The organism is Oleomonas cavernae (genome assembly GCF_003590945.1).
Lineage (GTDB): Bacteria > Pseudomonadota > Alphaproteobacteria > Zavarziniales > Zavarziniaceae > Zavarzinia > Zavarzinia cavernae.
Genome location: NZ_QYUK01000011.1, coordinates 3,737,463 through 3,761,711 on the forward strand (window position 1 = coordinate 3,737,463; position 24,249 = coordinate 3,761,711).

The 24,249-nt window shown below is 57.5% G+C and carries 14 protein-coding genes, 1 tRNA gene and 3 pseudogenes; 2 read left to right on the forward strand and 16 right to left on the reverse strand.

Features of this window, described 5'->3' with window-relative positions; all coding sequences use genetic code 11:
* Positions 1-2 precede the first annotated feature (2 nt).
* From D3874_RS21985 to D3874_RS28730, 11 genes and pseudogenes are all read right to left on the reverse strand, one after another.
* The gene (locus D3874_RS21985) at positions 3-884 is read right to left on the reverse strand and encodes a metal-dependent hydrolase (protein WP_119780955.1); all 882 of its coding nucleotides are present in this window, start codon (positions 882-884) and stop codon (positions 3-5) included.
* Positions 850-1,065 carry an NAD(P)-binding protein gene (locus D3874_RS32165; protein ID WP_119780958.1) on the reverse strand — a complete coding sequence of 72 codons (216 nt, stop codon included), beginning with the start codon at positions 1,063-1,065 and terminating at the stop codon, positions 850-852. Before D3874_RS32165 ends, D3874_RS21985 begins: the two co-directional genes overlap by 35 nt.
* Complete coding sequence (locus D3874_RS21995) at positions 1,055-2,047, reverse strand: alpha/beta fold hydrolase (RefSeq protein WP_119780960.1); 993 nt, start codon at positions 2,045-2,047, stop codon at positions 1,055-1,057. The genes D3874_RS32165 and D3874_RS21995 overlap by 11 nt, the downstream gene beginning before the upstream one ends.
* A gap of 125 nt (positions 2,048-2,172) precedes the next feature.
* On the reverse strand, positions 2,173-4,407 hold the full coding sequence (locus tag D3874_RS22000; protein ID WP_158596159.1) for a DUF1302 domain-containing protein: 2,235 nt from the start codon (positions 4,405-4,407) through the stop codon (positions 2,173-2,175).
* 27 nt (positions 4,408-4,434) lie between these two features.
* The gene (locus D3874_RS22005; RefSeq protein WP_119780964.1) at positions 4,435-5,604 is read right to left on the reverse strand and encodes a DUF1329 domain-containing protein; all 1,170 of its coding nucleotides are present in this window, start codon (positions 5,602-5,604) and stop codon (positions 4,435-4,437) included.
* Between the two features lie 500 nt (positions 5,605-6,104).
* Positions 6,105-6,692, reverse strand: coding sequence for an NAD(P)/FAD-dependent oxidoreductase (locus tag D3874_RS30745; protein ID WP_233560094.1), 588 nt, complete (start codon positions 6,690-6,692; stop codon positions 6,105-6,107).
* Entirely contained in the window at positions 6,689-7,630 is a 942-nt protein-coding gene (locus D3874_RS30750) for a flavin-containing monooxygenase (RefSeq protein ID WP_233560096.1), read from the reverse strand. The genes D3874_RS30745 and D3874_RS30750 overlap by 4 nt, the downstream gene beginning before the upstream one ends.
* Positions 7,630-8,501 (reverse strand): annotated as a pseudogene (locus D3874_RS32170) (SDR family NAD(P)-dependent oxidoreductase). Before D3874_RS32170 ends, D3874_RS30750 begins: the two are co-directional and overlap by 1 nt.
* An 11-nt stretch (positions 8,502-8,512) precedes the next feature.
* Entirely contained in the window at positions 8,513-9,388 is an 876-nt protein-coding gene (locus D3874_RS22020) for a metal-dependent hydrolase (RefSeq protein WP_119780967.1), read from the reverse strand.
* 236 nt (positions 9,389-9,624) lie between these two features.
* Positions 9,625-10,650 (reverse strand): helix-turn-helix transcriptional regulator, encoded by a 1,026-nt coding sequence (locus D3874_RS22025; protein ID WP_119780970.1) that lies wholly within the window; start codon positions 10,648-10,650, stop codon positions 9,625-9,627.
* Between the two features lie 556 nt (positions 10,651-11,206).
* A tRNA-Met gene (locus D3874_RS28730) sits at positions 11,207-11,282 on the reverse strand.
* A 168-nt stretch (positions 11,283-11,450) separates the two neighbouring features.
* Between D3874_RS28730 and D3874_RS22030 the strand changes: the two genes are divergently transcribed.
* Entirely contained in the window at positions 11,451-12,716 is a 1,266-nt protein-coding gene (locus D3874_RS22030; protein ID WP_199699201.1) for a site-specific integrase, read from the forward strand.
* Positions 12,717-12,789: 73 nt separating this feature from the next.
* Positions 12,790-13,107: pseudogene (locus D3874_RS22035) on the forward strand (transposase); the annotation flags it as partial.
* 134 nt (positions 13,108-13,241) lie between these two features.
* On the opposite strand, the gene D3874_RS22040 reads toward D3874_RS22035, so the two are convergent.
* The 5 genes and pseudogenes from D3874_RS22040 to D3874_RS28160 form a co-directional block, all read right to left on the reverse strand.
* A complete protein-coding gene (locus D3874_RS22040) occupies positions 13,242-13,502 on the reverse strand; it encodes a hypothetical protein (protein WP_119780976.1) in 261 nt (86 codons plus the stop codon).
* Positions 13,503-13,756: 254 nt separating this feature from the next.
* A pseudogene (locus D3874_RS32175) lies at positions 13,757-14,101 on the reverse strand (calcium-binding protein); the annotation flags it as partial.
* Entirely contained in the window at positions 14,008-22,410 is an 8,403-nt protein-coding gene (locus D3874_RS30760; protein WP_147385789.1) for a calcium-binding protein, read from the reverse strand. The gene D3874_RS30760 and the pseudogene D3874_RS32175, both read right to left, overlap by 94 nt.
* On the reverse strand, positions 22,398-22,958 hold the full coding sequence (locus D3874_RS22055) for a hypothetical protein (RefSeq protein WP_147385791.1): 561 nt from the start codon (positions 22,956-22,958) through the stop codon (positions 22,398-22,400). Before D3874_RS22055 ends, D3874_RS30760 begins: the two co-directional genes overlap by 13 nt.
* Positions 22,955-24,241 carry an alpha/beta hydrolase family protein gene (locus D3874_RS28160; protein WP_147385793.1) on the reverse strand — a complete coding sequence of 429 codons (1,287 nt, stop codon included), beginning with the start codon at positions 24,239-24,241 and terminating at the stop codon, positions 22,955-22,957. The genes D3874_RS22055 and D3874_RS28160 overlap by 4 nt, the downstream gene beginning before the upstream one ends.
* Positions 24,242-24,249: the final 8 nt, after the last annotated feature.

Sequence of the window (24,249 nt, forward strand, 5' to 3'; positions counted from 1 at the left end):
TGCTAATAGGCTGCCGCGACCAACGCTCGGGCCGCTTCGTGCGGGTCTCCAGTTTGCTCGTAAGCGGCCTTCCAGTCCGGATAATTGTGCATTGTGGGATTCTTGAGCGGATGAAAACCCGGTATGAAATAGGACAACGTCTTCCCATGAAGCGGTGCAAACATCTTGAGAAGCCAGGGAACGTTCCTGATCTGCATCCCCCAGCGCTGCAGGCGGGTGAATCCATCCGCCTTGAGCATGGCGTGCGGGATCTTGAACATAACCTCGTTCATCCCCCCTTGGAGATAGATCAGTGCCCAGACACGTTTAAAGTAGCCGACCTTTGCAATCTTTTTCATTACATCGAAGGCGACCGCACGATGCTCCATCTCTTCAATTGCGTGCCAGGCGAACATGGCCTTCATGTGCGGCTCGACATTCGCCATTGTTGATTTCTTAGCGAAGAAGCATTCAGCCATCATCGCCGTGAAATGCTCGGCCGATGCAGTGATCGCAACATTGAATTCTGGGGACAGCCGGGCGGAATAGCGGTTGAGCCGATCAATTGCGGGCTTGATGATTTCTGTGAGCGGTATCCCTCGCGCTTCGACCAGAGCGTTGTATTGCTGATGGGCGATGCCGTGCTGACCTTCTTGCCGCGAAAATCCGCGGACATCGGCCAAGAGTGTGGGATCCGATATCTTCTGTCTGAACGCGACAACGCTTTTGATAAAATATCGCTCGCCATCAGGGAACGTGCATTGGATCGCGTCCATAAGGCGGGTCCGGTAAGGGTTTCCGCCCCACCAGTACTTCGGCAACGATTCATTGATTCCGAAATCGAGGTTTTCGCGAGTCACGATTTCATTCTTATGGGGTTGGGATGCCATTGCATTCTCCTTCATTCTTCTCCCCCTGCATGGGGCGGGCTGATCCAGTGGAAGAGGTCCCGGTCCCGCCGAGGGAAGGCCGGCCGTCCAGAATCTTGTGACTTTTGTTCGGGCACTCGGTCTGCAGCCGATCAGCGGTGCCGACGCCCGAGAGGCCGGCGCCAACGACAAGGACGTCGAAGTGCTCACACGACATGGCTTTGAATCTCCCGGAGACGGTTCGCCGACAGAGCCATGTCGGAGATGCGCTTGATGAAATCCGACGCCTGCTTTGGTAGCGTGACTGGAATCATGTGGCCCGCCCCCTCCACCATTTCGAAGATGGCGCCGGGGATAGTGGCGGCGAGGTGCTTGCCGTGTACGAGTGCATCCAGAATCCTATCGCCCGCCCCAAATAGGATACCGATGGGCAGCGTGATGGAGCCGTACTGTGTTACAAGATCAGGCAGATCATCCGGGGCGGCAACCAGGTCGCTCGACGCGCCATAGAATGCGGCTGGCCGCAGCGAGAGCAGCCCACGGGTCCTGCTGACGAAGTCCGCTGGGATCGCCTCAGGGGCAAAGATCATATTCCCGATACGAGCGCCGTTTAGGATTGAGCCAGGGACGGCCACCGTCCAGGCCATGAGGCGCCGCCGCCAGGAGGAGCGGATGGCCATTGCTTTGAAAGCATCGGGCGGCCCCGCCACTTGCTGTGACAGCGGCGCCAAAAGGGCTGCACCAGAAACGAGTTCGGCATGATTCACGACAAGAGCGAGAGCGACCGCGCCACCCAGGGAATGACCGACGACCAGAGGCCGGTCTAGATCCAGCTTTTCGATGAACTGGGCGATGATCTGGGCTTGGGATGCAATGCCGGACGAGGCGCTCGCCGGCTTTGTTGAGTAGCCGTTTCCAGGCCGGTCCAGCGCGACGACGCGGTACTTTGCCTTCAGGCGATCCACCAGATAGGCAAAATTGCCAATCTGCCCGCCGAGTCCGTGAATGAGCAACAGTGTCGGCCCACGCCCTTCGTCGGTGTAGTGGATAGTGTGGCCTGCGATTTCAATGAAATTCCCAGACGGGGGCATAGTCCGCCTCACACGCCAAACAACCAGTAATGTTACGAGGAAAAGCGCTCCCCAGACGGCGACAACCACAACGGCCACGACGGAAAGCCAAACAAGACCACTCGCCATTGCTCTTCCTCCTTCTGAGCGGCCGAATTATTCGGGCAGCGCCGGCACCTTTGGCCGGCAAGCTAGAGTTGCTGTTGGGTCCACCTCATTCATCCTCATGCACGAACCAGGGGCATTTTGCGGGATCAAAACTGATAGGTCGCGGCAACGCCGATGAAGTCACGATCAATCAATGCATTGCGCGAGCCGCTCATGCCGCCACCAGCACCGAAGGATTTAAAGTAAGTAGCGGTGATGGAAAACTGCTGGGAAAAGTCCGCTTTCAAGCCGAGCAAGATCGACGTCATGCTCTTGGTGAATCCCGGCAATGGCGCCGGCGTAATGCCGAAAAGGCCAGTCGAGAATGCGATGGAGGGGGTGAGCCTTACGCCCTCGATCAGATCTGGATAGTCGAACATAAAGATACCCTGCACCCCGCCCGACCATTTGGTGGGGGTCTTGCCCGTCGGAGCGAACGGCGGACCTAGAGAGTCAGCTGCCAGTGACTCGACGAGCGTTACACCACCCAAATTGAATGGACGGCTGTAGAGACCCGATGAACCGTACTGACCAGTGGCGGCATAGTCGGTGCCTTCATTTAGATCAACATGGAGTGCGCCGAATTCCACCAGGCCAATGACCTGGGTTGCCCCTGTCAGAGTCGTAAGCAAGTCAGTGCCGCCGAAAATTTTGGTAAAGCGAAGTGCTGCCTGCCATACATCGTGCCGCTCGTCGGCAACAATGATCCGACCGGGAATGAATTGCTCGTCAAACGGCTGGCCGGGCTTCTCTACATAGGGAGCAGCGCCGATATTTTTCGTCGTGTATACAGGGATGCCCAGCGGCGTGAGCGGCAGGTCTGGATCGAAAGCGGCTTGATCGATCGGCACTCCGCCCACTTGATTCACGGCCGCTGCGACAAAATCTATCCCGAGGAGAACCGGTACGTTGCGCTTGTAAGAGATCTCGCCATTGATTGCGATGCCTGTGTAATTTTCGGTTGTGCTGAAAGCTAAGCCAAGCATGTCAAGGCTATCGGGATAGTAAATGTGGTAGCTGCTGCCATCGAGATTCTCGAATACCGGACTACGCGGAAGCGTGCCCAAATTCGGCTGGATCAAGCGATCCAGAACCGGCGAGAGCGCTGGATTGAGAAGATCGGCAAGCAGGTCGCCGGTCAGGTCGACTGTCGGCGCGAGAGCGCCCAGGGCCTCGACGATCTGTTGCTGCGCTTCGGGCTCGAGCTCATTCACTAGGCTCCCTAACAGGCCTGGTACTCCGCGGACCAGATCGAACTTGCCGGTGCCCTCCGCATAGGACTCGGGACCTTTGGCGTAGACCGACGGAAGCCGGCTTCGATACTTGGCGTAGTAAAATTGGAACTCTGTATTGTTCAATTCCGCCCAATAGTAGCGTAGCGAGACACCCCAATCCACAGTGTCAGGGTCGTCTTCCTGGATCAGCGGCAAACCGATCGAGCGGGCTTGCGGGCCAGTGCCATAGGGGGGCGGCGGGGTATCGTAATCTGCGGCGTTATCGCGGCCCACAGTGTAGGCCCTTTCGTCGCCGTAGTCGGTGAATACCGATGTCCCGACCGCCCCACGGCAGGCATTGTCGCTGAAACTCAGGAAGGCGCCGCAGGCGGGCAAGCGGACAGGTTCGAATCCGAAGGTGACGAAGGCTTCGACTGACAGCCCGTCCGCGATCTCATAGTCGAATTTTGCCATCGGCACCGGCAAAAGCGCATCCTTCAGTTCCGTGCCGGGCGTCAGGATCTTCACAACATCGATCGAGTTGATCACCGAGATCCCGTTGAGGGTGAAGAATGCTTCACCCCAATTCAGGATCTGGCTGCCCACCTTAACGGCCAAATTGCGGCCGAAGACATCAAAATTGCCCCCCACATAATACTCTCGGAACTCGGCATCCCATTCGGCGTAGTCCTTCGCCTCCGGTGAATACTCGCCTCGATAAGGGCGCTCGGGTGGGCCGTTCACCGCCAGGTCATTGTTGGCCGCAATCGAATCGAAAAAGGCGGTGCCGCTGACCGACGCAAAGTAGTTTCGCCATTTCAGTCGGAATTCGGAGCTTGCCGATGTTGTCTGAGAAATCACATCATATTTGTCGAAGTTCAGATTGCCGTCGTCTGAGTCGGCTGGAACGGCTCTGCCGCCGTTTTCGAGCCCTACGTTCCGCGGATCCCGATCGGCCATCCGTACCTGGACACCGACCGACAGCGTGGTGATGATCGAACCGGTTACCTCATCTCCCCACTCGAAATCATAGGCGGAGGCGATCGACCCGCACAGCAAGGCGGCGAAAAGGGCGGCAGCGCTGCACGAGGCAAGGCGCGGGGTAGGGCGAAACGATCGCGTGGTCATGCTCGCGGATCCAATCTGTTTCGACATCTACTGCGCGCCCATGCGCCGAATGGCGTCTGGCGTGAACATGGACTTTTCGATACCCATAGGCTGGCCTTCGAAGGGTTTTTCTTCGCCTTTCAAGCCAAAGACCAAGTACTTGCCCGATTGGAGGTCGTGGGCCATCTCAAGGGCCGAGGAACAGAAGGGGATTTCATAGTAGTTGAGCACCGGCCCGTCCTGTAGGCGCCAGAGCGAGCCACGCGTGTCATAAGCATCGACCAGCGAGATGTTAAAGCCGTCCTCGTCGACGAAGAATGTGCGACGGCCATAGATGTGACGCGTGCCCTCCTTCAGCTTGGCGTCGACAACGAAGGCTCGGTGCAGTTCATAGCGATTGAAATCCTGGTTGAGGTGGTTCGGGGTCAACAGCTCCTTGTACTTGTGCGCCGGCGAAATCAGCTCATAGGCATTGTAACCCATGTAGATCTCGCGCATCGGCTTCAGGTCGAAGGTGTAGCGGTCGGTCGCGCCGTTATACATGTCGAAGGTATCGGCCGGGGCCAGGCCGTCGGTCTGCGGCGCCGGGTTGTCGTAGGCGATGTCGGGCGCCTTGATGACGCGCCTGGTGCCGGGATTGTAGATCCAGGCCTGGCGCGGCAATTCCTTGGCATTGATCGTATCGAGCACCAGCACGATCGTGCCCGCCGATTTTGCCGGGAAAGTGATGAAATTCAGATACGAGACGAAGATGTTCTTGAGCTGCTTCAGTTCGGTCACATCGCCCTGCTCGCTCAACCCCGGACCTGAATAGTGGATGATGCCGAAGTCGCGTCCCCGCACGAGGTCATAGCTGCCGTCGCGGCTCACCAACGCGCCGGCGAAATAGCGTCGGAACTTGAAACCGCGGTAGTGAAGCCGGTGGTTCCAAATCACCTCGACGCCCGACTGCGGAATCGGAAACGGGTTGCCCAGCAGGGCATCGTTCAGGCCGTTGTTGTCCTCGGTCATAGTCGCCGTGGCGGCATTCTTCTTGTTGGCCTCGTAGACCCGCTCGGGCAGCGCGCACGAGCGCCGGGTCTGGTAGACTGGCAGCTTGTAGGTCGGGTAGAGCTTGAGCATGGCGAGTTGGCCGCCAGTCAGCTTGTCCCTGTACTGCTCGGCATTCTGGCCAGTAATGGTGAACTTCGGTTTGTCGTCCGGATATGGGTTGGTCATTTGCTTGCCTGGCGCGAAGGTCGAGGGCGGCGCCCGCAGTCCGCCGTCCCAGGCCGGAATCGAGCCCTCAGCATTGCCGGCCCTAATCCCGCCAATGGGGTCAGGTCACGGTCCAGGCGTTGAACCTGATCCTGTGAGACCTTTGCTTGAGCAAAAGGCGCCTGCACGGCTGCCAGAAGAGTGGCGACGATCAGCACCAAATTTCTCATCAATTTCCCCGATTTGTTTTTCAATGCCCAGCTGGACGTTGATTTGGCCTCTTCGTCGTCCGCGTCGAATAGGGGGCCGCCTTCTCGCATCTGTGTGCGTGAGAGAAGCCGCCGAATCACCGCGATCAAGGCTTGAAGTAATCTTACAGATTACATGTCAACCTGCAGGTCTCCATGCAAGATCAATAAACTCGGCCCCACAACTGTCCCCCTACCGTTCCATTTCCTCCAGTGATCCCCACATTGGGCCCTGAGGCAAAGATGGTTTGTCCGCTGTCCTCAAGCGGGTGTTCAGTGTTGCGCGCCGGCCGCGCGGACTAAGGCCGCGAGGTCTTGGCTCTCCGGGTAGTTATAGGTATGAGAAATGGGATTGTTGAAAATCAGGACCTTGTCGTCGACTGTGCCCTTCTTCAGGACTTTCCGGTCGCGCAGGTAATTCTGGTACATTTTCCATGGCGCCTTGTTGCCTTGACTGGGCAGCTGCGCCAATGCGCGCTGAACGTAGCCGGACTTCAGATCAAGAATCGGTTGCGTCTCCAGCCTTCCGTCATAATTTCGCGGCGTGCATTGGGCGTAGCCGTGCTGCTCCATGTGATTGATGACCCGGCAGAAATATTCGGCGATCAGGTCAGCCTTCAGGGTCCAGGACGAGTTCGTGTAGCCAAAAACCGTAGCGAAATTAGGCACATCCTCAACCATCGCGCCCTTGTAGTAGAGCTTCTTCGACAGATTCACCGAGGTTCCATCGAGGGAGATTTTGGTGCCTCCCAGGACCTGCATCTGCAAGCCGGTTGCGGTTACGATGATGTCGGCCTCGAGCGTCTCCCCCGACTGGAGCAGGATGCCATCTTCGGTGAATCGCTCGATGTGATCTGTCACAACCGAGGCCCGACCATCCCGCAAGACGGAGAACAAATCCCCGTCCGGCACAGCGCAAAGCCGTTCGTCCCACGGGTTATATCGGGGGTGAAGTGTTTCATGTCGAAGTCAGTGCCAACCTGCTTTTGCACTTGCTTCAGCAGGAACCGCCGGGCTGCCTCCGGACGGGCCCGGGTGTAGCTGTAGAATGCCATTGCCAACCCGATATGCGCCACACGGGTCAAGGCGTAGACCGCCTTTTCCGGCAGGTATTTTCGCAGCCGGTTGGCTATTGTACCGGCCTTCGGCATGGAAGCCACATAGCTCGGTGACCGCTGAAGCATGGTGACATGGCCAGCCTTTTCCGCCAGTGACGGAACCAGCGTGACCGCGGTCGCACCGCTGCCAATAACGACGACGCGCTTGCCGCTGTATTCGAGATTTTCCGGCCACGCCTGCGGGTGGATGACCTGCCCACGGAAAGACTCGCGACCCGGGAACTCCGGGGTGAAGCCCTGATCGTAGCGATAATAGCCGGCACAGCAGATGACGAAGCGACTTTCGATCGCGACCACCTCACCCGTACCGGTTTTGCGAGCGCGCAGGGTCCAGCGTGCTTTGCGGCTATCCCAGTCGAGGCTTTCGACTCTGTGATTGTAGCGGATGTGTCGATCGATCCCGTATTCCCGCGCGGTTTCGCGAATGTAATCACGAATGGTACTACCGTCAGCGATCGAATCGGGATGCGTCCAGGGTTTGAAGTTGTAGCCGAGCGTATACATGTCGGAATCGGAACGGATTCCCGGGTAGCGGAACAGATCCCATGTACCGCCAAGAGCATCGCGCATTTCAACGACAGTGTAGCTGAGGCTCGGACACCGCTTTTGTAGATGCGCGGCGGCACCGATCCCGGAAAGCCCTGCCCCGATGACGATGACGTCTATTGTTTCTTTTGTCATTACGAAATGACCTCGGGAGAATTGCGCTTTTTCTGCGACGCGGAGAGGCCGATTGTCGCGAAACGTACAGCAACAGACTGATAGCCTGCGGGTGCAATCCGCTGCACCAGGTCGATAATTTTCGCGTCGGCTCCGATCAGCAGACGACGCTTGCGCCGCCGCATCGCGTCCACGATCCGCGCTGCCGCCTGCTCGGGCGTTGTGCGTGCCAGCTTCTTGAAATCCCTGCCGGCCTGTTCGGCACTCACCAGCCCGAACCGTTCGCTTGGGACTACGCGACCGCCGCGGGCGATGTTGGTATCGATCCCGCCTGGATGAACGCATGTGACCCTTACCGGGGCACGCTCGAGCAACAACTCTTCACTGACGGATTCGGTAAAGCCGCGCACGGCGAATTTCGCTGCGTTATAGGCGCTACTGGCCGGCATCGAAACCAGGCCGAACAGACTCGAGATGTTTACCAGGTGGCCGTCACCGCTTTGCCGCAGATATGGCAAGAAGGCTTTGGTGCCGTATACAACCCCCAGAAATTGATGTTCATGAGCCACTCGAAATCCTCGTAGCCCAAATCCTCCACAGTGGCGCCAAGGGAGACACCTGCGTTGTTGATGATTACATTCACTTTGCCGAAGCGATTGAATGTGGCCTCCGCCCAGGCGTAAACGTCCGCGCGGTCCGCGACGTCGAGTTTAGTCGCGAAGACCTCGGCGCCGATGTTACTGCAAAGGCTCTGCGTTTCCTCGAGCCCTTGCAAGTTGACATCGCTGATCGCGAGGCGCGCACCCTGGCCAGCGAGCAAACACGCGGTCGCCCGTCCAATGCCTGAGCCGGCGCCCGTGATGGCAACCACCTTGTGCTGAAAGGTTGACATGTCGGCGCGCCTCAGGCCGCTTCCCCGAGGTATTTCAGCTTCGCCGCCTTCACCGCTTCCTTGTTGTCATGCTGCCAGGGATGGAAGTCGGGCTTGTAGAAATCCATGTAGTCCTTGCGGCTTCGGCGAATGAGTTGCCCGATCACGCCGAAGGCCTCCCACCACATCTTTGGCCTGAACCAATCCTTGAGCGGCAGCAGCCGGAAGGCGTGATAGAAATTGAGCAGGAAGAAGAAAATCGTTGCGACCACCATCGTCCGCCGCAGCAGCTTCCGGTCACCGACCAGCTGATCATACACATCGAAGGCGACGGCCTTATGCTCGGTTTCCTCAATAGCGTGCCACGCCCACAGTTGCCGAGCCGGCTCGGCCGTCATCTCGAGCAGCCGCGGATACTTCTGCAGGGCGACGTCTGCCATGAGGGCGGTAATGTGCTCGCCGCACACCGTCCCAGCCAACTGCTGTGCCGGGGACTGGCGCTCGCGCATCATCTTGTTCATCGACTGGACACTCTTTTCGATCCTGTCCAGTCGAAGGCCGCGGCGTTTCATTTCCGCATTGGCGGCATCGTGTTCGTTACGGTGCTGACCTTCCTGGCCGACAAAAGCACGGACCTGTGCCTTCAGAACCGGATCCGTAATGCGATCCTGGAATAGGCGCACGCTGTAGACGAACTGCAGTTCACCCTCGGGAAGAGTCGCTGAGAATGTTGCGAAGAAGGCCGTCAGGAAGGGATTGTTTCCCACCCACCATTTCGGCATTGCCTCATCATAGGTCTGGCCCAGCGTGCGGATTGGAATTCCCACGTCCTTGGGCAGTAACCTTTGGGGGCGCAATTGAGGAACGGAAGCATCATCCAGGACCTGGGTCGCCGCAGCGGTGGACATTCGATTTTCTCCGGTAACGGGGAGCAGATACGAATGACCTTACATTGGACACCTGCCTCACCGTTAGGCAGGGGGGGGACAAAGTAACTGTCATTTGTGGCCACTGCGGTTTTTTATGGCCATTCGGCGCTCTCGCTGTCCTGCGAATACGGCCAGAACGCATGAAGCAGCATCGCGCTGTTCGTTCCAGTTTACCGACGCTGGGGCAGGCTCGCAGGTGTTGGAGGACCGGCCCTTCAGGTTGCCTCGATATTTGCGCGGCGCCGATACTCCGTCGGAGAAAGACCCGTCAGTTTTCGGAATGCCCGGACGAAATTTGCAGAGTCGTAATAACCAAGCCGCTCGGCAACATCGGCTACTTCAAGCGATGGATTGTCGAGCAGTTGCAAGGCATCACGGCGGCGTGCAGCCTGAAGAAGCGCCGAATAACTGCCCCCTTCACTGGCCAGATGCCGACGCAATGTTCTCGGCGTGAGTGCCAAGTGCTCGGCCATTTCCTCGAGTGTAAAATACCCGCTCGACCTGAATTTCAGATTCTGTTGAACCTTTAAAGTAAATTTTCCGTGCGTATCAATCCTACTTAACTCTGCCTCACAGTTCTCGATGGCGGCGGCCAAGGCTGGAGGGCTTGCCATTGGCAGCTGCACATCGAGCAGCGACTTAGGGAATCGAAATGCCAAGATCGGCATGTCAAATCGTATCTTGGGGATATGTCTTCGAATATTCTCGGCATATGGCGGCTCCGGCGAGTCTACCCAGACCTCGATTTCCGACGCCGCCGCTGGGATAAGCAGCACCATCGCCCGAAAGACACTCGCTGCCGTAGACTCGGTCATGATGTGGCCCAGCGGCCCCTCAAGCGGGTAATAGGGAGCGAGCGTAAAAACAAAGGTGTCCTGTTGCACTGCCGTTTCGGGCCGTAAGCCGCGCGCGATCAGTTGCCAAAAGCGAAGGCATACTGCGAGAGCGTCGCCCGCCGTCGGGCTGGCCATCATCGCCTGTCCCAACGGACCATAGGCCGTCAGCGGAAGCCGCCATCCGATCTCAAAGCCGACCCCGTTGTCGCCCGTTCTGTTGATGATTTCGAGAGCTAGGCGAATAAAGTCCTTAGCCTCAAGCCCCGTCGAAAACGACGTTGGATCAAACTTCTCTGTTATACCGAGTCGCTTGGTCAGATCGTCATGAACGAGGCCGCGCTCGTGCGCATAGGATAGCCACGTCAGTGGAATGACACCCGGCACGGCCAAGGTTTTCCAATCCATAGCGCTGCCACCATCTAACTGAGATCTACAATTTCTTGAATATTTTCACAGTACGAGGTGAGTATTTCCGGCCAACGAACTTGCCTGCCAAGCCAGGAAGCGAGCAAGCAATCAGTTAAGCATGCCGCCGCACAAAATTCAACGACTGTAGATTTCTCTGATTCCACTCGGCCTACCAAGGAGCAATGCCCGAACGAGGTTTGCCAAGGTTGAGGGCGAAGGTTCGAATGTCTTCGCCCGCTCCAAATTTTCCCAACGATTTCAGTATGTTAAGAGCGACCTTCGGGGCCTTGTTGCCTAGAGAGCGGATTCCTTGCCGATTCTGAGCGGAATCCATGCATCAGGAAGAAGGTTGCAGGATACAATATCGCCTATACGGCGTGTCGTTTTTGCCCTGCTTCGGTGCGAATCGGCTCTCGACCACCTGCAGAAACATGACCACAGGCGGCCCGATTCCATCGGCGTCGGCTTCCGATCGCCTGTATGCTAGTGGCGTTGAATCCGGCGTTCTTGACTGAGCCCATTCTTCTATGCGGCTCGCAGTACCAATCGCCAACGGCAGGGGCCAGATTTGAACTGACGACCTTCAGGTTATGAGTCTGATTTCTGGACCCGCCCGACACGTCCCCGCCCGTCCCGATATTTCCTTAAGTATCTGTTATACAATGATTATTTGACCGAACCACTGCCCCTGCATATCATCATCGAACACGCGCTTTCCCGGTCGCGGTGGCGACACGGTGGCGACACGGCCGGTGGGGGACAATGGGATGCCAGTAATGCGATTGGGACGACGCGCCGTGACCAGCGTGCCCAAGGTCGACAAGCTGACCATCTTCTATGACGACGAACTAAGCGGGTTCGGCCTACGCGTCATGCCCTCTGGCAGCAAGACCTGGGTCGTCGAATACCGCCCCGGCGCGGGTGGCCGCGGCACGGCAAAGCGGCGCATGGCCATCGGCTCGGCCGAAGTGATCACACCGGATCAGGCTCGCAAGGCGGCCAGGGATGTGCTGGCGGCCGTGCGCCTGGGCCAGGACCCAGCGGGCGACAAGGCCGAGGCCCGTCGGGCAGAGACCCTCGACCAGTTGTCCCGGCGCTACGAGAAGGAGGCCGGCCACAATCGCAAGTCCGGCACCGTGACGCTGTACGAGGGGTACTGGCGCCTGCACATCCGACCGGCCATTGGCTCGAAGCGGGCCATCGACGTGACCAAGGCCGACGTGGCAGCGCTTCATCGGGCCATCGGTGACGAGCACCCCGTCACGGCGAATAGGGTGATCTCTCTCCTGGCTACTTTCTTCGGTTGGCTGCAGGAGATGAAAGTGGTCCCCGAGGGCCACAACCCGGCCGCCGGCATCGAGAAGTACCGCGAGCAGGGCAAGGACCGATACCTGACGATCGAGGAGTTCACCCGCCTCGGCGCCGCCATTCGCGAGGCGGAGACGGTGGGGATCGAGTGGCTGCCGCCTGACCCCGCCAAGCCGGCCTCGAAACACGCACGCCAGCGCCCCGAGACGCGCCGCACGATCATCTCCCGCCACGCGGCAGCGGCACTGCGCCTGCTGATTTTCACGGGTGCCCGGCTGCGAGAGATTCTGCGCCTCAAGTGGAGCGAGGTCGACCTTCAGCGGGGGCTGCTGTTCCTGCCGGACTCGAAGACCGGCCGGAAGACCATCGTGCTCGGGGCGGCGGCCCTCGCGGTCCTTGAGGGCATCCGCAGCAACGGCGTTTACGTCATCGAGGGCGACGATCCGGAGAAGCCCAAGGCCGACCTGAAGAAGCCGTGGGCGCTGATCTCGCGCCACGCCGGCCTTGAGGGGGTCAGGCTCCACGACCTACGGCACTCCTTCGCCAGTGTGGGGGCCGGCTCCGGGATGGGCCTGCCGATCATCGGCAAGCTGCTGGGGCATGCGAATACGACGACCACGCAGCGATACGCCCACCTGGATGCGGACCCGCTGCGGCGTGCATCGGATGCCATCTCCGCCATCATCGCGAACGCGCTCAACAAGACCGGCGACATTACAGATGGTGACGCGCCCGATTGCTCCGACGCCGCATAGTGTGAACTGGTAAAAATGCACTAATATGCATTCCGGTCCACGCGAGCGAATACAGCCGCAACAACGCATGACATCTTACGTTAGCCAGGTGCTCGGCCCGACGCTCGCTCGCGGCGACATTGTCGTAGTAGACAACCTGTCAGCGCACAAGACCCAGGACGTTCGCGCTGCCATCGCCGACACCGGTGCCCAGTGCTTCTACCTGCCGCCGTACTCCCCCGACCTCAACCCGATCGAGATGGCCTTCGCCAAGCTCAAGGCCCTGCTCAGACAGGCACCGCCGCGCTCCGTCGAAGCCCTCTGGCGCAAAATCGGCGAACTGCTCGATCGCTTCAGACCTACCGAATGCGCAAACAACTTCAACGCCGCAGGTTACTTACACTCATTCTGAAAATGCTCTAAGTGCTGACATTATCGGTCGTCATGATTGCCTCATCTCGTCTGCGATCGATATCGCGGTTCTCTGTTTAGTTGGGTAGCCAGTTAAGCTTCGGCTATCATCGCTCATGCGTGATATGTCAATAGTCACACTATCAGGAAATCGTCCGACGTGAGCTGCGCCAACGTAACATTTCGCAACAGGACAGTTTCCGAGGTGCTACGGGTGATCAGAACGTCGGAATTCACCTGTGACGCCGCAGCCAACACATCTGCCACCGCGGCAAAAGCCGCGTGGTCGAACATGACAATGTCGGTCGCCGATGCGCCGGCGATGAAGTCTTCGATAACGTCATGCCCGAAGGCTCCAGCGAATACAAAATTGTCGCCTCCAGAACCGCCCGTCAAAGTGTCGTCGCCCGCAGCTCCTTCAAGGGTATCGTTCCCCCCCCGCCATTGAGGAGGTTGGCCCCCGAATTACCCATCAGGCTATTAGCAGAATTGCTGCCTGTACCACTGCTGTTCCCCGTGCCCACCAAAATGAGATTTTCAAAGCCGGAAGTCAGGGTAAAGGCAGCAAGCGAGACTTGAACGGTGTCGGAACCACCGCCTGACGTTTCATCAAGAGTATCGCCGACATTGTCAACAACATAGATGTCGTTGCCGACACCACCAATCATTGCATCTGCACCCGTGCCGCCATCGATTGTATCGGCACCCGCATCGCCCGTCAGCGTGTCGTCGCCGCCGCCACCTGCAAGGAAATTTGCGCCGCTGTTGCCGATGATGGTGTTGGCGGCGGAGTTTCCAGTGCCGTTGATGGCTGCACTACCGGTGAGCGTCAGGTTCTCGAAGAGCGTGCTCGTGATCGTGTAGGTCACCGAGGCCCGGACAGTATCAACACCACCGCTACTCACGTCATAGACAGTGTCGCCGACCGAGTCGACGATGTAGACATCATCTCCCAGGCCACCTCGCAAGGTGTCGTCACCGGCACCACCGTCCACGGTGTCATTGCCGTCGCCCCCTCGACCGTGTCGTCGCCCAGGCCGCCATCGAGTACATCATCGCCCGCCAGGCCATAAAGCCGGTTGATTCCATTGTTGCCGACGATGGTATTCGCAAGCTCGTTACCATTGGCGGTCAGGCCACCGGTCCCTGTGATCAACAGGTTCTCGACGCCGGACACCAGCGTGAAAGTCACCGAGGTCTCGACCTGGTCAGTACCACTACCGCCAGTCTCGTCGACCTGATCGCTCGTATTGTCGACGACATAGACATCGTTGCCAGCGCCGCCCTTCAATGTATCCGATCCGGTTCCGCCCATCAGCCGGTCGTTGCCGTCACCGCCATCGAGAAGATCCGCGCCGGCGCCACCGTCGAGAGAATCGTCGCCTGACATCCCGTAGAGCTGGTTGTCGCCTGCATTACCGGCGATGGTATTCGCGACCGAGTTACCGGTGCCGTTGACGGCTGCACTGCCGGTTATCACCAAGTTCTCGAAGCCGCTGGGTTCGAGGGTGAAGGTCACCGAGGCTCGAACCGTGTCGATGCCACCACCGTTGGCTTCGTTCGTCGTGTCGCCCGCCGAATCCACAACGTAGATGTCATCGCCCAACCCACCATACAGCGCGTCGTCCCCCGCACCGCCATCCAGCGTATCGTTGCCCGCCAAACCGTAGAGCCGGTTGTTGCCGGTGTTACCGGTCAGCACGTTTGCAAGCGCGTTGCCGTCGCCCCGCAGGTTGCTGCTCCCAGTCATCCGGAGGTTTTCTACTTCATCCGCCAAGGTATAGGTCACCGACGTCTCAGCTAGGTCCGTGCCGTTCCCGCTGGTCTCCTCGACAATGTCGGCCGCATTGTCGACACCATATGTGTCATTCCCGGCACCACCCGTCATCGTATCGATACCGACCCCGCCAATCATGACGTCGTCACCGATCTCGCCTCGCAGCGTGTCGTCACCGGCGCCGCCGTTCAAAGTGTCGTTGCCGTCGTCGCCCTCGACGGTGTCGATGCCATCGCCGCCGTCCAGACTGTCCCCGCCAGCCTGCCCATAGAGCCGGTTGTTGCCCGTGTTGCCGGTCAACGTGTTCGCGAGGTCGTTGCCATAAGCAGTCAGATTGCCGATACCCGTCATGTGGAGGTTCTCGACCTCCGCCAGCAGGGTAAAGGTCACCGAGGTTTCAACCAGATCCGTTCCGTTCCCGCTGGTTTCCTCGATGGTATCTGCAGCATTGTCGACATGATAGGTGTCGTTCCCGGCACCACCCGTCATCGTGTCCACGCCAGCGCCGCCGATCAGCGTGTCGTTGCCTCCCGCTCCCACCAACGTGTCGTTGCCGCTAACACCATCGAGAATGTTCGCGCCAGCGTCGCCGGTGATGCTGTTGTCCAGGGAATTGCCGGTGGCGTCGACGACGGCAGCGCTGATGATCACTAGATTCTCGATGTACTGGCCGCCGAGACTGAAGGTAATTGACGTCCGTACGGTATCCAGACCCTCCCCAGTGACCTCGTTCACGACATCACCTGTCGAGTCGACAATGAAGGTATCGTCACCGAGTCCGCCACTCATGGTGTCGGCACCTGCGCCACCGTCCAGCGTGTCGGTCCCGGCGGCCCCAACTAGTGTGTCGTCGCCGCTTCCACCACTTAGGAAATTAGCCCCGGCGCCGCCGGTAATGATATTGGCCAAGGAATTTCCAGTACCGTTGACCGCTGCGCCGCTGGCAAGCACCAAGTTCTCGATGTACTGGCCGCCGAGACTGAAGGTAACCGAGCTCTGTACAGTGTCGATCCCCTCGCCATTGGCATCGTTTGCCACGTCTCCCGTCGAGTCGACAACATAGGTATCATTGCCCGTGCCACCGCTCATGGTATCGGCACCTGTGCCACCATCGAGCGTGTCATTCCCGGCGCCCCCGACCAGCGTGTCGTTCCCGCTCATGCCACTGAGGATGTTTGCCCCATCTCCACCGGTGATACTGTTGACCAGAGTATTGCCGGTTCCGTCCACCGCCGCGCTGCCGGTAATCACCAGGTTCTCGAATGGGCTGCCCAGGGTGTGCGTCACCGAGGTTCGAACCGTGTCGATGCCGCCGCCGCCGGATTCGTTCAGCGTGTCGCCCACCGAGTCCACTATGTAGATGTCGTCGCCCAACCCACCCCGGAGGGTATCGTCTCCGGCGCCGCCGTTCACAGTGTCGTTACCGTCGCCGCCCTCGACCGTGTCGTTGCCGGCACCTGCTTCGAGATTGTCATCGCCCGCAAGGCCATAGAGCTGGTTGACGCCGATGCTGCCGATGATTGTATTGGCCGCGCTGTTGCCTGTTCCGTCGACGGCGGACGCGCTGGTGATCCCCAGGTTCTCAAACCCGTTTTCCAGCGTAAAGGTCACCGATGTCTGCACTGTGTCGATGCCACCGCCACCGGACTCGGTCGTCGTGTCACTAATCGAGTCCACGATGTAAGTGTCGTCGCCGAAGCCGCCCCGCAGCATATCGCTGCCAATGCCACCATTGACGACATCGTTGCCGTCGCCACCCTCAACCGTATCGTTACCGGCACCGCCGTCAAGTGTGTTGGCGTTTCCATCTCCTCGGAGGGTATCGTCATAGATTCCACCAGCGAGGTTCTCCACGCTGTTGTAGGTGTCCCCTACTGCATCGCCAAGATTGGCGCTGCTCTGGCCCAGATCAGCGAGTACGACTGTCAAGGTGTCGAGATAGGATGCTGTATCGCTTCCAGTTCCGCCAATCAGAATGTCTACGCCTTGGCCACCGATTAGAACATCGTCGCCAGTGCCCCCATCGAGACGATCGTTTCCGCCGCGTCCTTGAATGACATCATTCCCATCGTTGCCGTATAGCTTATTCGCCGCGCCGTCTCCATTCAATGCATCGGCATATCCGCTGCCGGTGAGATTCTCCACACTGGCGTACGTGTCACCAAGTGCATCACCAATATTGAGACTCGCCTGAAGGAGATCAGCCACAACGCTACTCGTAGCATCCACATAGCTCGCTGTGTCGCTGCCTGAAAGGCCGCCATTTAACGAGTCGGCACCGCTCCCGCCGATCAGCACGTCGTGTCCGTCACCACCATCCATGGTGTCCGACCCGCCTCGTCCCTGGAGAGTATCATTGCCCCCGCCGCCGAACAGAGTATTACTGAGGCCATTGCCCCGAAGGTCGTCAGCAAAACCGCCGCCGACTAGATGTTCGATCGAGTCGAAGTTATCCCCTAGTGCTTCGCCGGCATTGGCCGCATTCTGTGCTAGATCAGCCACGGCCCCCGTCATAGAATCTGCGTACGATGCCGTGTCTCTTCCGATCCCGCCAAAGAATGAGTCAACTCCCGCACCGCCGGCTAAAGTATCGTCGCCTTCGCCGCCCGACAGGCTATCGTTTCCGCCACCACCAAAGAGAACGTTAGCGCCGCTATCGCCGCTCAGTGTGTCGCTGTAGTTGGTACCATCCAAATTCTCCACGCCGATAAAAGTGTCGCCAAGTGCTTCGCGCAGACCGTGACCGTCACCGCTCGTACCCAGGTCAGCTATGACCCCGGCGATCGCCAGTGCATAGGACACTTTGTCGATCCCGGCGCCACCGTTGAGAACGTCGGCGCCGGATCCGCCATACATGACGTCGTTTCCGACGCCTCCCTCCAACACATCGTCTCCGCTGCCCCCTGTCAGGATATCGTCGCCTCCTGCGCCTTCCAGCCGATTGCTTTTCTTATCGCCGCCCAAGGTGTCGCTGAACGAACTCCCCTGAAGATTTTCGATCCCGGTAAGGTTATCGCCGCTCGCACCGCCCTGACCAAATATTCCGCTGCTTGCCATTAGGTCAATCAAAATGCCTGCAGAAGTGTCGCTGTAACTTGCTGTATCGATACCCGTGCCGCCGGAAATCAGGTCAGCCCCAGCACCGCCCAGCAATAGGTCATCCCCGTCACCGCCTGAAAGTGAGTCCGCCCCGCCTTCCCCTGAAATAATGTCATCGCCATCTTGGCCATTGAGCAAATCGTTGCCGTCATTGCCTGCAATCCGATCGCTACCCGCGTCGCCATCAAGAGCGTTGCCGAGGCCGTCACCGGTGAGATCGTCCGAATAGGCGGTCCCCTCAATATTCTCGATCCCTTGAAGATGGCTGATGCCACCGCCTCCCGATCGGGCCTCACCGGTCACCAAGTTGGCCATCACCTGGGCAGGGCTATTAGCAAATGAAACCGTATCTGTCCCGGCGCCGCCATCAAGCACATCATCGCCGGCACTGACTATAATCAGGTCGTTTCCGCTTCCTCCTGAAAGGGCATTGTGTTGCTGATCGCCGGTCAATGTATCGGCAAAGGCTGTACCGATTAGGTTGCGCACATGGACGTAGGCATCGAACTCTCGCGGAGTCACCGAGCTAAGGTTCAACTCGAGCCCTTGGCTGTTGCCGGAGAAATCGGCGGTCTCTACGCCAATAAGATTGTCGTAGAGCGACAACCTTTCAAGCGAAAGCCCTTCCAAAGTAATGTGGCCGGAACCGGCAGCGCCGGAGAGCGCGTAAGCGATATCGATATCGCTCTGGACAACAGAAACCTTCACAATCCGGTCGGTCGATAGGATGATCAAGCGATCGCCGACTGTCCCGCTTTCGAAATTCTGAAGCAGCGTGTTATTTGGACTATTCCAATCGCCAAAGACGAATAGATCGTCTCCCGTGCCACTCGCCAAGTGATGGTTGACAGTACCCGCAGCAATCAACAGTTCGCCAACTTCCCCGGTCGACACCAGGTCAGAAGCTGTCACATACCCTGTTGTGCTATATCCCAATATTGCGCCGAGTGCGTCCAGCGCTGCGACAAACTCCGCATCGATGCGAGTGGCTACCTGCACGGCAGCCACTTGTGCTGCCTTCAACGCATTGAACTGCAGATTGTCAGTTTCTGTGAGAAGAGCGTATGTGGGCGGTGGTGGTGGTGGCGGGGGAGACGGATTAACGAGCCTAGCACCCTCTGAGGTATTGGTCGCTGGACTCCCCAATATAATGCCGTCCAGGCGCTCCTGATTGACCGATAGCACAGCGGCAGCGGCAGATCGAGAATCTGCAACTGCCTTGTAACCTACGATGGTGTTTGCAAGGGCTGACCCGAAGGCAAGAGCGTCGGCCGCCGCGCGATCAGCGCCCGGGCCACCAAATATTGCGTGAGTGGCATTAGCTACCACGGCAGATTCGAGGGCACCCTGGCGAGCGTCGGCCGCATCCGCCACCAGCCCTGCCAGGCTTGCGGACGCGTCTGCAAAATCGGCGACCTCGCCGAGCGCCTCGATGGCGTCTGCCATCGCATGTTCATCGCCGACGAACCTATAGTAGGTAGTCCCATCGCTATTCGTCTGAGAATACGATAGATAAAAAGTTGTTGGCACGAGCGTGGTAATCTCACCAATTAATGTAGTGGCATCGCGATCAGACAAAACACCATAGAACGATCCCTTTTTTATCGAGAGCCAAACCTTTTGACTCGGATCTGCATTTACGGTGTACAAATAAGCACGAAAACCATCTGACCCATAAGGATAAGGGATCGGTTTATCATGTAGCGCTAGGTTTTCAGCCAAATCTATCGCTTTGGCGAGCTCGCTAATTTCCGTCAGAGTTTGAGTGTGCGACAAGTCCATTTCATTTGAGATTCGCGATGAAGCCCCGTCATCAAGGTATTGTTGTGTATTCAGAGCGATATTCGGCACTTCCTCCGCCGAAGGCAATTCGCCGGCTCTAGTGGTAAAGAATCCGGTAATCGAGATGCTGGATGGCATTGTCGTCGCGGTAGTTGGATCGAAATTCGGATTAGCATCTTGATAAGCGTCGAGGGCGCCAATTACCCGATCGATGGCGGGCGAATCCAGTCTCATTCCATTGGCCAGCGTTACGGATTGCAGCCGATGGTGACTTGACGCGAACCAGCCTTCGATAGTCACCGAGTCGAATTGACCAATGACTTGAATTTTAAGTGAATCGCCGTCCCGGCTGAGCCAAAGCTTATCCGGCACGATACCGTCACCGAGTGACAGTGTCCCGCTAGGACCTGCGGTGACAACATTCCCGTTCAGTATCGACAGGTGCCCATCGCCAATATGGAACACATATGTATCGTTACCACCACCGCCGACAATTTGATCCCGGCCGCCATGCCCATCCAGGATATTGTTCCTGCCGTCACCGTACAGCCTGTCATTTCCAACTGTGCCAACAAGGTTTTCGATATCGTAGATCACACCACCAAGACTATCGGTCCCCTGAAGGAGGTCGACCGTGACGCCTATGGCATTCCATTGGTAGGTCACAGTATCGATGCCACCATTGCCATCAATCAGATCGCTGCCGCCATGTCCCCAAATCATGTCGCCGCCAAGGCCCCCAATCAGCGAATTCGTGTACTTGTCGCCGATCAGCGTGTCGCCGTGGTTAGACGCCACAAGGTTGCGGACATGTACCTGGCCGTCGAAGAAGAGGGGCGCCCCCTGAAGGCTGCGTAAACCAGCGAAGGCTGTATCGGCGAACGAAGCAGTTTCTACTCCGACTATATTGCTCACGAGATCCAGGTCATCGGGCGACAGAGCCGCCATATCGACGATGGTATCACCAAAGACAATCCGCGTGCCGCCTGTACTATTTTCTGCAATCGATATCTCATTACCGCCATTGAGAAAAACCAACTGATCTTCCTGTGCCCCAGCCGAAAAACTCGAAATCGTAACGTGGTCAGACCAGGATCCTACATAGAAGTCGTCTTCACCGGCTCCGCCCACGAGGGTTTGGTTGCCCTGTCCGGCGATCAGCAGCTCGAATTTGCCCGTGGAAGCAACGGTTTCTCCGGGAAGCCCAATCGCGACACGCTCATAGTTACCAGCCTCGGCGACGGCCGACAAGATCGGCCTCAGACTCTCCATAAGTTTGGCAAATACCAGCGCGCCATCCGCCAGCCCTGCGAATGAAGCTTCGGCGATGGCTGCGTCGGCTGAAGACCAGTAGGTGAGTCCACCGGCAAGATGCTTTGTGGCCTCGTGATTGACCGGAACAAGGTATGACAAGGAGCTATTTGCCACGGAGATGGATCGTCCGGCATCTGCCGCCGCGGTGTAACTACTCACATAAGAAGCGATTGCGTCGCCCCAGGCGGTGGTGGCCTGCTGCGCACTCAAGGCCGCTGATGCCGCTTCCGCTCCTAGCACCAAATTCGCGGTAACGGCGTCATGCTGTGCATCCGCGATCGCGTTCGCGCCCTGTGCAATTGCCGCCGCCGCCGCGTGCGCCAAACTAACAGCTGAGGCGATTTTTTCGAGGGCAAGCAATACATCTTGAGCACCGGAACTTTGAAAGACATAGCCTCGGCTGTCCGCGCTGGTGAAGCCAGGAGCAGAGTAACTGCCAGCGGTACCAAATACCGTAATCTTACTGCTGTCGGGCGCGTACCCTCCAATCCCAGAGGAATACCCGGAGATGACCTGCCGACGCTGGACCATATGCTCATGAATCGCGTCAACTTCTGTCGTGAAGGCCGTCGGCAACGTGCCCAGTTGAATAGACGCCGCTTCCGCCTTGCCCGCCGCCGCCGCCGGCAGTCCCTCTGCAACAAGCTCGGCGAAGAGGAGCGCAGCAACCTGCATGCCCGTCGAGGTTTGCAACGATCCGCTGTTGCTCGTCAATCCGATATCGACAATGTCGTGTCGCGTCCCATCAACGAGAGTGTAGCCGGCAGTGGATAGAACGGCGTTGCCATTGATGATTTGATCAACACGCACGTCGCGCAGATCAATCGATTCGATATTGAGCTCAGCCAAACTGAAGAGTTCGTCTGCCGCAGATTGGCCGTTGCCGTCGCGATCAATCCAAACCTTTACCTCGTCAAAATAGCGATTACCAGAATCGGGATCAGTCAATGAGGTAGACCTGCTGAAGATCGTCGCCCCACCACGCGCAAGTGTCGCCAATGCCTGGAAGCCGTTCTGCTGTTGGTTTGGTGGGCCGCCTGTTACCGAAAAGTGAGGTCCGAACCATTCGGTTGAGTCGTCAATCGTACCGCTACCGTCCCTATCAAGGACCAGAATGCCGTCATCAGCACCGACCCAACTCACAAGCGACCTATTACCTGTGCCATTCAGGTCAAAATATGCGGTGGATTCCGGCGTTGGTATCAGGCTGATACCCTGTCCGTTAAGGTCCAGAATCAGAGGGGGACTAAACCCCCCATAACCGATAACATTTACTGTTATTATACTTGGGAAATCATGAACAAACCGTATGGCATTGCTTATATAGCCCACACTACTGTGATACGCTGCCCCAACACCGAGAGCGCCGCGGTGAGCTCAGGGAGGAGACCAGAAAGTTGTATGTCGGCCCATTTAGTCGGAATGCTCCCAAGATATAGACGCTGGACCAAGTAGCCTAAGAGTAGTGAGTTTCCCTCCAGGCGCACCGCTGAGTCCACCAGGGCCACTACATCGGCGCCCAAGCCATCGGTCATAAATGTATTGATCTTCTCAAACTTGGTCGTAAGTTCGGCCAAGACTTCAGCGCTGCTATCCGATGCACTGCTGCTTCCAGCTTCTGAATAGAAATCCTTCATCCATTGAGGAATGTTCGAGCCGCTGAAGGTTTCTCCCATAAATCTTACGGCAGTCAGGTCGTACTCGCCGTTGGCAGAATTGAGTACGGTATCGAACGATAAAGAACCATCGGCCTTTTCGGCACGCGAGGAGATTTGCCCATTTGTTATGGTCCACGCCTGATTCCAGCCCGCCTCCGTCGGTCGCGTAATTGTGATTGACTGGCTGTCGACCGAAAGCATGCTGCCAATTGGAGCGATCAAGACATCCCCCCCCCAAGGCTCACTCCGAAGCTACCGTCGTCATTAAAGGTGATGGTGCGGCTCAGCCCTTCAGGCCCGGCTCCAAGTGTTGCACGCAATTTTCCGTCTGGAGTAACCCCTAAAGTTGCGGCATTGCCAGTAAAGACGAAATCAAAGCCACCCTCCAAACTTATGGTTACCGGCGACGTGGGATCGAAAATGACACCAGATTCCCATGATATACTGCCGTGTTGGACAAGTTGGCCATTCTTGTAAACCTTAATAACGTTCATTCCATCAGGGTTGTAGGTTTCCTCTACAGTGACGCCGATTTGCCCCGTTGTCGCCGGCAAGGGGCGAGAAATCACCAGAGTTCCATCGGCTCCAATAGCAAAGCTAGCATCCTGGTAGTATGCCGCCATATACACGATCAACGAGCCTAATGATGTTATATGGGGGGTTTCGCCAGGTTCCCGCCCAGAATAGTACTCGACGAAACGCTCGGGGTTATGCCAATATTTGCTGCCGACATAATCGATCGCTGTGGTTACCGCTACGCCCGATCCGTTACCATCGGCCATCATGTACCAGTAATTGTTATTATTAATTAATAACTCCCAGTACGATGGACTCTCTCGACTAATCGCTAAGTAATCTGGTTCGCCTCCGACGGAGGGTAGTTCGATTTGCCTTCCAATAGAGGATCCTCCGGCAATAGGATTTGTACCGGTTATATGGTCGGCGGAAAAGAAAACATTCTCATAGTGCTGATCCAGCCATGCTATTTCGTTCGGCGGGAAGCGCTGGCTCAGTGTTTTATCGGCATTGATCGAAGCATAGGTCTCGACATACACATCAGCACCAGGGTGATCTTGTCGGTACCTCAAGGCGGCTTCTTGTGCCAGCCCACCGCCAAGGGACTGTCCCGTGAATTTGTCAATTTTATTGTAACCTCCGACCAAATACTGATTATTCCGTAACCATTCATCTGCGTTACGTGTAATATCAGTAGCCGTGTCAAATGCCGGCACGTCTTCTTGGCCATCCATTATCTGTATGTCTGTGTGACCATCTGTAAGTTTATCGCCGAGCGTCGAGTTTTCGCCCGTTATTTCAGATCCTCGAAATACCATTATGGTCTTTACGATTTCTCCCTGCGTATTCTTCACGCCCACAAGAACACCTAAAGTGTTCGTTTCTATATTTGTCTCGGAGTAAAGCTTTACAAAGCTTTGACCAGCTGGAAGAGGGTCGAGCTCAGAGTATACCCAGGAACTAAGAGAGGCAGTATCAAGACCGGACATGCGATTTC

Bases quoted from the DNA above. Each gene is read 5' to 3' on its own strand.
- D3874_RS21985 (WP_119780955.1), bottom strand. From the start codon at position 884: ATGAAGGAGAATGCAATGGCATCCCAACCCCATAAGAATGAAATCGTG.
- D3874_RS32165 (WP_119780958.1), bottom strand. From the start codon at position 1,065: ATGTCGTGTGAGCACTTCGACGTCCTTGTCGTTGGCGCCGGCCTCTCG.
- D3874_RS21995 (WP_119780960.1), bottom strand. From the start codon at position 2,047: ATGGCGAGTGGTCTTGTTTGGCTTTCCGTCGTGGCCGTTGTGGTTGTC.
- D3874_RS22000 (WP_158596159.1), bottom strand. From the start codon at position 4,407: ATGACCACGCGATCGTTTCGCCCTACCCCGCGCCTTGCCTCGTGCAGC.
- D3874_RS22005 (WP_119780964.1), bottom strand. From the start codon at position 5,604: ATGACCAACCCATATCCGGACGACAAACCGAAGTTCACCATTACTGGC.
- D3874_RS30750 (WP_233560096.1), bottom strand. From the start codon at position 7,630: ATGACAAAAGAAACAATAGACGTCATCGTCATCGGGGCAGGGCTTTCC.
- D3874_RS22020 (WP_119780967.1), bottom strand. From the start codon at position 9,388: ATGTCCACCGCTGCGGCGACCCAGGTCCTGGATGATGCTTCCGTTCCT.
- D3874_RS22025 (WP_119780970.1), bottom strand. From the start codon at position 10,650: ATGGATTGGAAAACCTTGGCCGTGCCGGGTGTCATTCCACTGACGTGG.
- D3874_RS28160 (WP_147385793.1), bottom strand. From the start codon at position 24,241: ATGTCCGGTCTTGATACTGCCTCTCTTAGTTCCTGGGTATACTCTGAG.